The sequence below is a fragment of the Schlesneria sphaerica genome, from assembly GCF_044336245.1.
In the GTDB taxonomy this organism is placed as follows: domain Bacteria; phylum Planctomycetota; class Planctomycetia; order Planctomycetales; family Planctomycetaceae; genus Schlesneria; species Schlesneria sphaerica.
In genome coordinates this window covers 4,063,447-4,077,811 of sequence record NZ_CP172346.1, presented here as the reverse complement: position 1 = coordinate 4,077,811, position 14,365 = coordinate 4,063,447, and the positions used below count along the sequence as shown (strand labels likewise).

The following is a 14,365-nucleotide window of genomic DNA, read 5'->3' as shown; positions in this document are numbered from 1 at the left end:
ACAAGCCTATCAATCAGCTTTCGAACTTTTCCGTAATTTCCATTTTAAATACGAAAACGTCGCAGGAATAACACAACTCACAGGCTCACACTCCAATAACAGCGACGGCAACTAACAAGCGAGGATCCCAGGATGATCCGACAAAGATCTTCATGGAGATCGCCATCATGGACGACATCGGGCGCCTGCGATGCCTCCCGCCAGATCCCTTCCGCACACTCAGAACGAGTACCACGACTTCGGGTAGTAAGGGACTTTCAGCGGGAACCTCTCAAGATGACGTCACCAGCGACGGACGTCGCGAGTTTCGCTACCTGATCTGTTGCTGACGATCGAACAGGGCCTGGATCTGATCCTTCTCGGTCTCCAGAGGCTGATAGCCGAGAGCAAGATAGGCGTCATAGTTCGTCCAGAGGTAAGCAGACCGGCTGTTCAACTGCAGCACGGAAACAGGGGGATCCCCCTTGGGTGGCGAGATCTGCTCTAACTGGGCGGCAAAAATCACGCGAGGTCTCTCGGCCGCCTCTTCAGCCTCCATCGCTCGCTTGAGCACCGCCGAATCAATTTCAATCCGGACGGTCACGCCATCGATCCGCATCGGAGCGTCAAGCATCACTCGGCTGGCCCCCTCCGCAGCAGGGAGCAGGTGCGAGTCAAAAACGACCCATGCGTCTTGATCGAGACTGGCCATGTGCAGCGGATCAGACTGCCCGGGCTTCGCGGATGCGATGGCGGCCTCGAGGATGTCGATCAGAGAACTGGACGCGAGATTCGCGAGGGTCGTTGCCTCCTGACTTCGCCGCCGGATGTTCTCTGCCTCGGGATCCTTCCGTTTCAGCAAATCAACAGCCTGTTGAGCTTTCTTCAGTTCGACCGCGGCCAGTGCGAATTCGCCATTCTTCAGCGCCGTCAGCCCTGCTTCCGCAGCGGTGGCCGCCGTCGCTTTCGCGGCTTCAAACTGCTGGCGATACCACAGCCCCGTCGCGGTCAATCCGCTGATGAGAACAATTGCCACACCGATCAATCGAAGGGGCGTCACCAGCGGCGAGCGAGGCTCTTGCGGCAGTAAGGGCTCGGGCGTCTCTGGCGTGCCAACCTTCCGGTCCCTGCGCCCCCCTTTTTTTGAACCCCCTTTTGATGACGACGCTGCGGTGGAAGTGGAACTGCCAGCCTCGTCGATCACCAGATTCGGTGACGTTCTGCCCCCTTTCGTCTCTTGGGTCGACCGGGGCGTCAACGCCTTTGATTTGGCTCTGACGACAGGGCGAGGGTACACGTTCGCAGGCAGCACGAAGACGGGACGTTCACAGACTGGACAAAGAGGCTTTTGAAAGGTTGGAGTTCGTTGCCCTGTAACTTTGCCACCGCAATCGCATTCCACCTCGAAAGGTTCCGGCTGCGATTGCGGCTTCTTCTGAAAGAGTGACGTCGTTCGACTCAACCATCCAGCCATGCGTCCACCGTACGTACGAAGGTGCCCGGTCCAACCTCACCATTATGGATGCGAGATTAACAAAGTGCAAAGAATCTCCGGCCGGGACACCAGATCCGACATCACCTGTCAGACTTCTTTCTCGACGCGCGCCTCGAGATCAGACAATGCGATCATGGGACAATGTGAGTTCCGGGTCATGGCTTCGAGCGAATTGGGATCCTTGAACGCAGATCCGCTGATCACACAGACAATGTTCGCGTTGGGATCGAGCAGCCCCTCTCGAGCGGCCTTGAGGACTCCGGCCACAGCCGTCGAACCGGCTGGCTCGGCAAAGAGACCTTCTTCCCTGGCCAGACGCGACTGCACCTCATAGATCCACTCATCGGTAACGAGGTGTCCGGTCCCGCCACTTTGACGGCACGCCTCGATCACCAGATCCCCGTCGATCACCTGAGGTACCTGCAGACCACTGATGCGACTGGTGCACTCGACGGGAACCGCCGCTTTCGAACCCGCTTTCAGGGGCCCTGCGATGGTGTCGTTTCCTTCTGGCTGTACACACTCGATGCGAGGAGTTCGCTCGATTCGCCCTGATTTCACAAGCTGCTGAAATCCGCGTGCGATGGCCAGCACGAAGCCCCCACCCCCGGCCATGCAGAAGACATGGTCGATGGGCCCGTCGATCTGCTCGGCCATCTCGTGAGAGATCCCGTACACACCGCTCATGCCGACCGGGCTGAACGCAAATGCGCTGATCTGCATCTGCGCCTGAGGTCGTGAGCTGAGCTTTTTCAAGCAGTCAACCACGCGATCGGACGTCTCGCTGTCGACTCCAAAATTCTTCACGCGGTACAGCTTCGCGCCGTAAGCCAGCATCTGACGCAGCTTACCTTCAGGCGCTTTTTCGACAATCGCAATCTCGCAGGTGATTCCCGCCAATGCACAATAGGCCGCCAGTGCCGCGCCGGTATTCCCGCTCGACGTGGCAATGCATTCGGTCTTGCCGTTAGCCACCATGTCGGAAACAGCCGCACACGCAAATCGGTCTTTGTAAGACCCGGTCGGATTCGTGAACTCCAGTTTGAAGAAAAGATTCTTCAGTCCGGCGGCGGGTCCGAGTCGGCGGGATCGAACGAGCGGCGTCCCCCCTTCGCCCAACGTCAATCGAGCCGCGGGGGGAACGGGTTCCATCCAGTCTGCGTAGCGCCACAATCCCTGATTCATCTTTTCTCCTGTTCGTTTCTCAAGCGGTTGGTTGAAGCCCCTGAATTCGCTTCCCGGTTCACATCCGGGATGAACTTGCAACGAGATCGGAGGCAGGTCTGTGACGCACGTTCAACGGGAAGAAGATCGATTTTTGACAGTGGCCGTCTCAGCAGATGTTGTGAACAGAAGAGTCCGGTCGATTCTGCATTTCTGCCAGCTTTTGCCACAGATTGGCACTCGCCCTGATACCGCGATGGAAGTCCGCAACGGAGAAATGTTCGTCGGGACTATGAAGGTTGTCGGTATTCTGCCCCCATCCCAGCAACAACGTGTCCAGGCCCAGTACGTCTTTGAACGTCTGAACAACCGGGATCGAGCCTCCTTCGCGAATCAGACGAACCTGATCAACGGCCCACGCTTCCTGGATGGCTGACTTCGCGGCTTCAATGTACGGGCTGTTCGGATCGAACACGAAGCCGGGACAGCCATGGTAGCTGGTGAATTCAAACTTCAGCGAAGGTGGGCATTGGGACTTCAAATACTGATGCAGAGCTTCCGTCAGCTTTTCGGGGTTTTGATCCGGAACGAGTCGACAGGTGATCTTCACGGTCGCTTTGGACGGCACGATCGTTTTGGGCCCCGCCCCTGTGTAGCCACTGAACAGACCATTGACCTCGCACGTGGGTCGGGCCCAGCGCCGCTCCAGGGTCGAGAAGCCTTCTTCCCCTGCGACTTCGGTGATCCCCAGTTCTGCCTTGAAGGCCCCTTCATCGAAGTGCAGTTCGCTGAACAACTGCCGTTCCGAGGGCGTCAGCGGTTTGACGTCATCGTAGAATCCGGGAATACGCACTCGCCCCTGATCGTCGTGCAACGAAGCAATCAAACGGGCGATCCCCGTGGCCGGGTTCGCCACAGCCCCTCCGAAGACACCCGAATGCAGGTCTTTTGACGGCCCGGTCAAACTGATCTCGACCGCCACAATCCCTCGCAGACCGTAGGTAATAGCGGGCTGGTTGGGACCGTACTGACTGGTGTCGCTCACCACCGCCACATCGGCCTGAAGCCGGTCGCGGCGTGCATTGAGGAAATCTTCCAGGTTCCGGCTGCCAACCTCTTCTTCCCCCTCGATCACGTACTTCAGATTGACCGGAAGCTTTCCGATGGTTCGCAGCCACGCTTCGGCCGATTTGATGTGAGTAAACATCTGCCCTTTGTCGTCCGTTGCCCCACGTGCATAGAGGCAGCCGTGCCGCAGTGTTGGCTCAAAGGGAGGTGTCGTCCAGAGATCCAGAGGATCTGCTGGCTGAACGTCATAATGCCCGTAGACCAGAACCGTTGGCGCTCCTGGCGACTTGAGCCATTCGCCGTAAACAATGGGATGACCGGCTGTGGGGACAATTTCTGCTGTACAACCGAGATTGGCGAGTTGCCGATGGACGAACTCCGCCCCGCGCTGCAAGTGAGGTTTGCATTCCGGATCAGCGCTCACAGTGGGGATTCGCAGAAATTCCTTCAGCTCTTCGACGAAGCGTTCCTCATTCTGCGTCAAATACTCAGAGACTTGTGCATTTGTTGCCAAAATTCACTCCTTGATAACTGCTGCAGGGTGTCTGCGAATGTCCTGAGAACGGTGCCGTCGACTTCACGAAATTGCCTGCTGCCCAATCCTGGCCGATACGACGACGTGAGCCACGGTGAGTCCATCGAAAACAGAGGAACGATTGAAGACACCTGATCCAGGTGTCTCGAAGAGTTCGGGGGAGGATACAGGGATTAGAGGATTCGAGGAAGGAACGGATTGCGGCATTTTTTCGGCTGATTTAATGCCAATGTTTGTCCCTCCCTTGCGTCTTCCGATAGAATACTGTCTCACACGCGATTCGGAATTGGCAGTAACAACCTTCACTGCTCTAATCCGATTGCCTTCATGATTCACTTCGGTGCATTTCGTCAGCGATCATCCTCGGCAGGAACCAGTGATATGGATTTTCCGGTATGTCCCTCGTGTCGTCAGTCAGTCATTGATGATGATGCTGTGGACTGTCCCTTCTGTGGAGCCTCGATGAAGGCCAAGCCGGGAGCGAAGGCCAGCCCCAAGCCTGCCGCTGCGGCTCCGGCAAAAGGGACTGCTGCGGCACCGAAAGCGGGTGCCGCCAAACCGGCGACCACGAAACCGACCCTGCCTGGTGACGACCTTCCTTTTGAATCGGAGCTGACCGCTGGCGCCACGGCAATCCCGGCATTGCCCAGTCCGACAAAACAGCGGACGCTGAAAGTCATCTGTCCGATGTGCGACACGCCGGGATATCTGCCCCCCTCTGCGGCAGGCAAGGATGTTCGCTGTGCCAACGCCAAGTGCGTGATGCCCGTGTTCACCGCACCTGCAGAAAAGAAAGAAGCCCCACCCCCGCCACCCGCACCTCCCAAGCCCAGCAAGCTCCCTTTGATCGGAGGGATCACGCTGGCGGTCGTGCTGCTGTTTGGAGTCGGCCTGTACTTCGCCTTCTTCTCCACTGGTAAGCCGAAGACCAAAGAACTGACCGAAGAAGAAAAACAGCTCATCGCCGAGATGGCTGCGGGAGGTTCGGCAAAGCTCCCGACCAAGGGGACTTCCCCCGCGAACGTCGGGCCGATTACCGGGCAGAAGAACCCCAAGACCAAAGACCAGAATCAAGCAGCCGCTCTGGGCGCGTCCAGAGACGAACTCATCAATTCAGTACTGAAGCAGATGAAAGATTCGTCGCTGGCCTCGGACCGTCAGCGCAGTAAACCTTTCTGTCGACAGCTTGCCGCCGAAGCGAACGCCGTGACGGGCAACCCCGGCGCGGCCAGCGAACATCTGGACCAGTTGGTCAAGGTCGGTTCCGCTGTCACGTACTATCGCATTATCCCGCTGCTCGACCTCTTCTGGGCCGACTTCGCCGCGGGTGACAAGAAAGCGGCCACGACCCGACTCAACAACGCGCTTTCCGAGGTTCCCAAGATCCCCAAGTTTGGTCGGACCCGACTCGAAATCGTCGGCCGGCTGATTGCCGCTCAGGTGGCTGCAGGGCGAATCCCGGACGCACTGAACATGTTGTCGACATTCCAGTCTTCCGAGAGCGAAGCGCAATTGGCCGCGCGACTGCAAATTGCGATGGACGGACGAGTCTCTCGGTTGTCTGACGCATTCTTCATCCTGCCCTGGGAATTCCCGCAGGCGGTGGCCGCCACCGCGTCGCTGTTGAATCGTGGAGAAATGGATGCTGCGATTGCCTGGGCCAGTGCGCAGAAAACCGACGAAGCCAAAGCCGAATGCCTGGCCATCTGGGCCGAACACATCGCCCGCACCACGGCGTCGAAGGGTGAAGTGGATCCGAACGGAGTAATCGCCAAAGCCATCGAGGGCCTGCCACCTTCGTTTGCAGCCCGCGTCTGGGCACGGGCCGGTTGCGGACGTGTCCTGGCGAAGGATCAGGAAGGGGCCGCGGCAGCCGTGAAGCTGGCTCTGGAAAAACTGTCAACGGTCACGCCACCACCAGAACCGACGATGCCGAATGTGAAAAACACGCAGCGATTTGCTCGCGATCTGCCTCCCCCCGACCCGTTGATTCAGGCAGCGATCGCGGCGACGCAAATCGCATTCGTGCAGGCTCAGTCGGCCGACACCGTTGCGGATGCAGAACAGTCACTCGATCTGGCCCTGACGTACATTCGCGCGACGGCTCCCACGTTCGCCGCAGCACAGCAGCGACAGGAAGAGACCGATCGCATGGGTAATACTGGACTGCAAAGCTTCCTCAAATCGGAACTTCGACTGAAGTCCGATGATGAAGCACGGACAACAGCCAGTAACTACAAGCGTGCACTCGCCGAGATCGTGCGCGCCGCCGAACAGAAACTTCAAACCGAAACAACCCTGCTCTCTCGACTGTGTGGCGCAGGAGTCGGGCTCTATCACAAAGTGTGGGTTGTCGTCAGCACACGGTCGACGGCAGACGATGTGAATCGTCGTGAGAACCTGTTCGCGACCCAACTGCCCGGTGAATTGATCGAAGGGCTGAAGGGGACCCCGGAAGAGAAAGCCATTCTCGGCGCCTGGGGACTCCGTTCCAACCAGCCCGTCCCACCCCGCCCCCCTTTCATTGAGTTCAATGAACTCCTGAAAACGGACGTCAACCGTGCGGTCCAGTTTGTACAAACCATTGATAACCGGAACAGTCGCCGAGAAGACATTCTGCTTCGGACGGCGTCGCTGCTCCCGACAATGGACAACCTGCCTCTCGCTTTCCAGTTTATCTCCAAGCTGGACGATATGGTGATCCGCGAAGAGTGCTACCGCCTGGCAGCCGCACTGGGAGCTCAGAATGGTCAGGCAGATCTGATCTGGAGCCAGATCTCACAGGTGCCCCAGAACACGGAAAAAACTTCGCTCTGCCGCGGCCTGATCGCCGGTCTGGTCAGTTCTCAGAAATCAGAGGCCGAATTCCCGGAACCATCCCCCGGTTCCTGATGGCCCCTGTCCGATTGCCATCGGCAAGCGCATCGGTTACCGCGGAAGTTCAGTCACGCCAGCTTCCGAGAACGGATGCAAAGCGGTAGGGATGCCGTGCGAGGAAGTCTGAGGGGGAATCCTCCGTCTCGAGCGACAGGACGATTCCCCCCTGCGCCGACATATTCGGCGTTGCAGGGGGCCGCCGTCAGAGTTTCATACATCGCCCCCGTCGGACAGTCGCGGCTTCGCGGCGATGGAGCACGCCCGCGTAAAGACCCCTGAAATACGAATGGCAGTGCCAGTCGCACCTTTTCCGCAGACGCGCAACTTTCCCCCAGACGCGTAATGAGAGAGTCAACAGACATGGCCAGCGAGATTCGTCCGGGGTCGGCCTTTGCGAGCTTCTTTCGGCTTCGATACACTGCGGGGCAATTCTCCTGTTTCCAATCAACCTTCCCGATCGAGCGTGTGAAACCATGGCCTATTTTCCAGATGTTCCCAAGATCGAATACGAAGGCCCAACCAGCCGGAACCCGCTCGCTTACAAGCACTACAACCCGGAAGAGGTCGTCGAAGGCCAGAAGCTGGAAGACCTGCTGCGTTATACCGTTTGCTACTGGCATACTTTCCGCGGCACGGGAAGCGATCCGTTCGGCTCGGCCACATTGCAGCGTCCCTGGGACGATGGTTCGGATTCGGTCGAGAACGCCGTGAAGCGGGTCGACGTCGCTTTCGAGTTCATCGAAAAGCTCGGCTGCCCCTTCTATGCCTTCCATGATCGGGACGTCGCACCGGAAGGAGCTACGCTCGCCCAGTCCAACAAGAATCTGGACATCGTTGCCAAGGCACTGAAAGAGGCACAAGAGCGAACCGGCATCAAGCTGTTGTGGGGAACAGCGAACATGTTCTCACACCCGCGCTTCATGCACGGCGCCGCGACCACCTGCAACGCAGACGTCTTCGCCTACGCGGCAGCACAGGTGAAGAAAGCGATGGAAGTCACCCATGAACTGGGTGGTGCGAACTATGTCTTCTGGGGTGGCCGCGAGGGTTACCACAACCTGTTCAACACCGACATGAAGCGAGAACTGGATCACCTGGCCAGATTCATGCACATGGCGGTCGACTACGCCAAACAGATCGGCTTCAAAGGACAGTTCCTGTTCGAGCCCAAGCCGAAAGAGCCGACAAAGCATCAGTACGACTTCGACGCGGCCGCGTGCCTGAACTTCTGTCGTTCGTACGGACTGCTCGATCACGTCAAACTGAACATCGAAACGAACCATGCCACACTGGCTGGCCATACCATGATGCACGAACTCGAATACGCCCGTATTCAGGGTGCACTGGGAAGCATCGATGCCAACACAGGAGATATGCTGCTGGGCTGGGATACCGACCAGTTCCCCACCGATATCTACCTGACAACGCAGTGTATGCTGGTCATTCTGGAGCAAGGTGGAATCGCTCCGGGTGGCGTCAACTTTGATGCCAAAGTCCGGCGGGAAAGCTTCGAACCCGTCGATCTCTTCCACGCTCACATCGGCGCGATCGACGCGTTTGCACGCGGGGCCAAAATTGCGGCAGCGATCCGCAAGGACGGGGCTCTGAAAGACTTCGTCAAGAACCGCTACCGCAGCTTCGATTCAGGAATCGGGGCCGAGATCGAAGCAGGAAAAGCCAGCTTCGAATCGCTCGAAAAATACGTGCTGGGCAAGGACAAGCTCGAACCGAACGAGTCAGGCCGACAGGAACTGCTGGAAAACATCATCAATCAGTTCATCTGATCGAACGAAGCGATTGGCATCACCATTGTAAAACTGCCCCTGTTTCGGAGTCTTCTCCGAAGCAGGGCTCTTTTCCATATGTCCCTCTGGGGGGCTGCCACGAATGAGATCAATCCTTTTCGGGGCACTTCACATCCTGACTCGATAATCCTGAGTTCGGGTTGTGAGCCTCTGGGGCTTCACACACGAGGCCCGGAGAGCTGTGCAACCTATCCGGGCAACCCCTGAAGACTTTGATCACGCTCGTCCTTGCCTGGGATGCAATTCCTCTTTCCGGGCACCCGAGCGCAATCGAGCACGCTCATCTAGAAATCACCGCTGACGACAATCAACGTCTTTCCATCATGCGTCCATGTGGAATCGGTGTTATTCCGGGTTTCATCCTGTCCCTTCACCAGTTGGGGAGGATCGTCCTTCTCGGGATTGAAGTCGTACAGCTGCGTCACGCCCCGTTCGGGGCAGAAGATCGCACAGACGATACGATCCCCTTTCGGATGCCACGCAAAGTCAGGGTGAACTTCCACATTCACGGAATGATGAACTTTCAGGACGGGCTTACCGCCCACGCTTCGTAAGGTCGCGATCTCTTCCGTCCCGTCGGGCTTGACCCCTTTCAGACAGATCTGCTCTGAATCGGGTGACCAGGCCATGTTAAAGAAAACGCGCCGGTAAGGGCTTTGCCCGGCTTCGAGGATCGTTTGAAACTCATCTTTGACGATATCGAAAACTGTTACGGCCGCACCCTCACTGAAGGCGATCTTGCGACCATCCGGAGACCATTGAGCCCCCCATCCCGTGCAGAGATGCTCCCGTTCTTCGCCGTCGATTTCGATGAGCCACACACCGCGAACGGGTTCATACCGTGAGCAAGTCAGAAACCGCCCCTCTTTCGACCACGTCGGCATCATGCCCGAACAGAGTTTCCGGGGTTCCCCCCCTTCCAGTTCCTTAATATAGATGGAAGATTCTCGCATCTTCTCCCCCGGCCAGGAATCGAACGCAATCGCTTTCCCATCTGGTGACACACTGACAGAGCCATTCGCGTTGCCCCCCGGGAATCGATAGAGCGATTTCCAGCCCGTGCCATCTTCGTTCAACACGAAGAATTCGTTGGGAATTTTCTGAGGCTTCTCTTGAGCGACCGCGCTTGTCGCACAGAGCGCGCAGATCAGAAATAAAGTTCCCCGCGACAACAGCTTCGAGCCTGGCGACCAGCGATACATAAGAGCCTCTTGCCGAGTTGAGAATTCGCCCATCGTTTCAACAACTTGATTGACGATGACCCGTCCTGCAAACGTTGTCAATCGCGTATCAGTGGGGTGCTGGAGACGACTAATAATCACCACTAACGACGATCAGCTTCTTTCCGTCGGGCGTCCAGCAACTATCGCTATTATTGCGAGTTTCATCCTGCCCCTTCAGCAGAACCGGAGGATCGTCCTTTCCCGGATTAAATTCATAGAGCTGCGTATGTCCCCGTTCCTTACAGAACATCGCGAAGACAACTCGATCTCCACGCGGGTGCCAGGCGAAATCCGCATTCACAGCGGTCCCTTTCACCGAGTGATGAACTTTGATTGCAGGCTTGTCATCAACGGTGCTGACCGTTGCAACCTCCTGCGTACCATCCGGCTTGACTCCTTTAAAACAGAGCCGCTCACCGTCGGGCGACCAAGCCATATTCCAGTAAATCTGCTGATAGCCGTTCTCCTCACCATTAACGATGTTCCGAAAATCATCCTTAATGATATCGAACGCTTTAATCGTCGTCCCTTCGCTGAAGGCGATCGACTTCCCATCAGGTGACCATTGAGCCCCCCATCCCTGGCAAAGGTGCTCTCGCTGGTCCCCGGTGACCTCAAGAATCCAGACTCCGTAGGTCGGCTCGTTTCGAGAACAGGTGAGAAACCTGCCATCCTTTGACCAGGTCGGCATCATTCCTGAAACGATCATCCGCGGCTCGCCCCCCTGCAGTTCCTTCACAAAGATCGCCGATCCGGCCTGATTAATGTCCGGCCAGGAATCGAAGGCCATCCATTTGCCATCCGGCGAGACTGCAACAGAACCACAGGCAAAATGCCCTTCGAACCGAAAAAGCGACTCCCACCCGGTTCCGTCCTCATTCAACACAAAGAATTCGTCAGGAGTCTTGCGCCGATAGATGTACTCCTTTGGATCCAGTTTTCCGTCCGAGTTCAGGTCCAGCAGATGGAAACAGGTAAACCGCAGCAGCGGGAACTGAGTCTGGTCATAAGCCGGAAAGGTCGCGGGGGCGAATTGAAATTCCGCTAATGACAGGAAGCCGTCTCCGTCCTTGTCATCCATTCCCCAATCCCAGGGAAGGACCATGTTGGCCTGAGGAGTCAATTGATACTCGGAGAGCGAAAGCTGCCCGTCTTTATCCAGATCAAACGCCGGCAAAGCGTTCTCTGCAATTTTCCTCTGCCATTCGGGGGTCCCGACGAGCAACTCTTCTTTGCTCAGCAAGGCATCGAGGTTGGTATCCCACACCCGAAATTCGTAAATCGGATCAAACACTCCCCGACCGGGGACCAGCTTGAATTCGTCAAATGAAAGATGATCGTCTCCATTCTTGTTGGCAGCATCAAACTCTTTGCTCGCAACGTCTGCGGTGACAAACGTCCGCGATACAAACTCGTTTCGCTCGATCCGATCATTCTTGTTTTCGTCAGCATGGAGAAAAAGAATATAGTTAAACAGTCGGCCATCGGGCAGACGCAAGAACTTGCCGTCACCTCGGCGGATTCCCAACTCCATTTCGATAAAGCGGCGCACTTCCGCCCGACTCACTTTACCATTTCGATCTTCATCGAGATTGATCGGGTTTCTCTGCAGGCCCGCCGAAACGAGTTGAGACTGGATGACCTCAGCCATTCGATCCGCTTTAATTTCGACCGTCGGCTGCTCTTTCCACACACCAACCGCTTTATCAATTTTTGAGATAATCTCGTCACAGAGAATCAGCACAGGATGATAATTCGACTCCGGCTCGACCCCCGGGACAATGCCCGGAATCGTCGCGAACTCATCCCGGACCAGACGACCGTCCCGATTGCGGTCGAACAGGCGGAAGTCGCGCTTCGTGACGGCTGAAGCTCCGACAAGCCCCTGAAACTCTTCCAGCGACAACTGGCCATCACCATCCTTGTCCGCATTGGACAAGGTCTCGGCAAACGGATCCTGCTTCACCCCAGGTGACTCGTCCGCAAGCACGATGCGTTGCTGAAAGAGGAAACTGAGAGAGAAGACCGTAGCGAGAACCAGACTTGTCCGACGCAAGTAATAGGAAATCATCTCGCACCCTGATCAATGGAGCCGCGATGGAGTGAACTGGGATAGGAGAGACTCAACAATGGTCCCGGGAAGCAAGAATGTCAACGACTTGCCCGGCAGCGCGGATTACGTCCGCAGATCGGTTTCAGCGAATGGAGGCTCTTCACAGAGGAAGGGACGCAGACTTCGCGGAGTAAGTTCCCCGAAACCTCTCAGATCCAGGTTGATGACGCGGGACGGACTTTCTATCCGCGGTTTTCTCTCCGCAGTGAAGAGAAATCGAAGGAGGAAATTTCTCTCAGTCACATCGATCGAGCACGTCATGAGCAACTCTTGTCGCGCCAAGCCATCAAGGGGACCCAGAAGGTCGCCGCCATCCTTTTTTTCGCGACAGGCCATCGCGGGGGGCCGGATTGCCCCTCATGAGAAATCGAGGCCTCTGTTAATAAGGCGCGACCCGTCAGCCAAAGAGTTCGAGAATGGGCTTTCCATCTTCTACCAGCCCCACCGGACGACCTTGACCATCCGGTAACCGGATTTCGGGATCGATTCCCAGGGCATGGTAAATCGTCGCCGCGAAATCCTCTGGCTTATACGGAGGTGTCAGTGCATAGGCGGCGTCCTTGTCGCTTTGTCCCAGGACAATGCCGCCCCTTACACCTGCACCCGCGACGACGGCGGGAAACAGCGTGCTCCAGTGATCACGGCCCCAGTTGGCGTTCGCGAGAGGGGTCCGCCCCATTTCGCCCAGGCAGACAACCAGCGTTTCGTCGAGTAACCCACGCTCTTCAAGATCGATCAGTAAAGCCGAGAATGTCTGGTCAAAGCCAGGCATGAGATGATCGCCCACGTCTTTGCTGTTGAGATGCGAGTCCCAGCCATATCCGTCGGGCGCATCCCAGTGTACGGTCACATACCGAACCCCGGCCTCGACCAGTCGTCGGGCCATCAGCGTTGATTGACCGAACAGGTGGCGTCCGTAGCGATCCCGGACGTTGTCTGACTCTTGTCGCAAATCCATGGCTTTACGAGTTTTCTCGGATGCGACCAGAGAGAGAGCCCGCTGCTGAAACCGGTCATAGGCCGTCAGGGACTTCTGGGCATCCCGCTGCCGCAACTTCTGATCGAACTGGGCGAGTAGCGATTGTCGCCCTCCCAACCGGTCCAGTGTCATGGCGTCCTGAGAAATCAGTCCGTCGATCTGAAACGTCAGTTCTTCGTCAGAGCAAATGCGGTAGTAGGGATTATCCTTGGCATCCTTCTTATCGACGGATGTCGTGATCGGATCATAACCTCGTCCCAGCCACCCGCCGTACTCACCGGGTCTCTGCAGCAGCACACTATGGGTCTGGATTTTTCCCAGGCTGTTGGGAACAACAACATAGTTAGGCAGACCCTCTTCGCGTGCTCTCGGCTGTGAAAACTGGTGCTGCTTGTGCTGCGAAAGGTACTCCACGACGGAACCGATTGATGGCCAGTCCTGGGGTGTCGCATTAAACCCGGCGCCGATGGGGATATGCCAGCGTTTCCCCGTCTGAACATAATGGCCCCCCCCGCTATGGTCATTGAACGAATGCGACAACGTTCGTACGACCGCAAATTTGTCCGAGATCGCCGCACACTGTTCGAGCTTTTCCGAGATCAACAGGTCAGGAGTGCGTGAGGCAATCGGCAGATAGGGACCCCGAATCTTGTTTGGAGCCTTGGGCTTTAAATCAAACGTTTCCAGTTGGCTCGGGCCGCCAAAAAGATAGAGAAAGATCACACTTTTAGCGCGAGGAGCAACCGGCGAGTGTGACTCCTCCGCATGTAAGAGCCGGGGCAAAGACATCCCGAACAGGCCAGCACCTGCGACTTGCAGAAGTTCCCGACGTGACACGCCTCCACAGACTGTTTGAGGTCGCCCGAGAATGTTCAGCATGCAAACCCTTCCGATACATGAGGACTTGTGAATGAGTGTAGCGAGGAACCCATCGGTCGTGACAGATGGATTCCAGAATTCTCGCTCGAATTCGTCCCTCCGGAGTCCCCCCCCCCTGCCCCGAGTGAAACTCCGTCAACGACATGTTTCCTGGCAACAGCCCCGAAACGTTGGCCCGATCAGACTTGTCATTTGTTCAAAAAAACTGAACAACTAAGACATTGCATTCACGATAAACTGAAATTTCC

The 14,365-nt window shown here is 56.8% G+C and carries 8 protein-coding genes; 2 read left to right on the top strand and 6 right to left on the bottom strand.

What is annotated here, in order from left to right:
* Nucleotides 1-310: 310 nt before the first annotated feature.
* The 3 genes from ACGY09_RS14765 to ACGY09_RS14755 form a co-directional block, all read right to left on the bottom strand.
* Nucleotides 311-1,453 (bottom strand): hypothetical protein, encoded by a 1,143-nt coding sequence (locus ACGY09_RS14765; RefSeq protein WP_397568331.1) that lies wholly within the window; start codon nucleotides 1,451-1,453, stop codon nucleotides 311-313.
* 108 nt (nucleotides 1,454-1,561) lie between these two features.
* Entirely contained in the window at nucleotides 1,562-2,659 is a 1,098-nt protein-coding gene (locus ACGY09_RS14760; RefSeq protein ID WP_373649472.1) for a pyridoxal-phosphate dependent enzyme, read from the bottom strand.
* Nucleotides 2,660-2,807: 148 nt separating this feature from the next.
* Nucleotides 2,808-4,220, bottom strand: a complete 1,413-nt coding sequence (locus ACGY09_RS14755) for a dipeptidase (RefSeq protein WP_397568330.1) — start codon at nucleotides 4,218-4,220, stop codon at nucleotides 2,808-2,810.
* Nucleotides 4,221-4,622: 402 nt separating this feature from the next.
* Between ACGY09_RS14755 and ACGY09_RS14750 the strand changes: the two genes are divergently transcribed.
* Nucleotides 4,623-7,133: a hypothetical protein gene (locus tag ACGY09_RS14750; protein ID WP_397568329.1), complete on the top strand. Its 2,511-nt coding sequence runs from the start codon at nucleotides 4,623-4,625 to the stop codon at nucleotides 7,131-7,133.
* 458 nt (nucleotides 7,134-7,591) lie between these two features.
* Nucleotides 7,592-8,902: a xylose isomerase gene (gene xylA, locus ACGY09_RS14745; protein WP_397568328.1), complete on the top strand. Its 1,311-nt coding sequence runs from the start codon at nucleotides 7,592-7,594 to the stop codon at nucleotides 8,900-8,902.
* Between the two features lie 305 nt (nucleotides 8,903-9,207).
* Here the strand turns inward: xylA and ACGY09_RS14740 are convergent, their stop codons facing one another.
* The 3 genes from ACGY09_RS14740 to ACGY09_RS14730 form a co-directional block, all read right to left on the bottom strand.
* Nucleotides 9,208-10,206: a hypothetical protein gene (locus tag ACGY09_RS14740; RefSeq protein WP_397568327.1), complete on the bottom strand. Its 999-nt coding sequence runs from the start codon at nucleotides 10,204-10,206 to the stop codon at nucleotides 9,208-9,210.
* Between the two features lie 28 nt (nucleotides 10,207-10,234).
* Nucleotides 10,235-12,217, bottom strand: a complete 1,983-nt coding sequence (locus ACGY09_RS14735) for a hypothetical protein (protein ID WP_397568326.1) — start codon at nucleotides 12,215-12,217, stop codon at nucleotides 10,235-10,237.
* 439 nt (nucleotides 12,218-12,656) lie between these two features.
* Nucleotides 12,657-14,117 (bottom strand): DUF1501 domain-containing protein, encoded by a 1,461-nt coding sequence (locus ACGY09_RS14730; protein WP_397568325.1) that lies wholly within the window; start codon nucleotides 14,115-14,117, stop codon nucleotides 12,657-12,659.
* Between the last annotated feature and the right edge of the window lie 248 nt (nucleotides 14,118-14,365).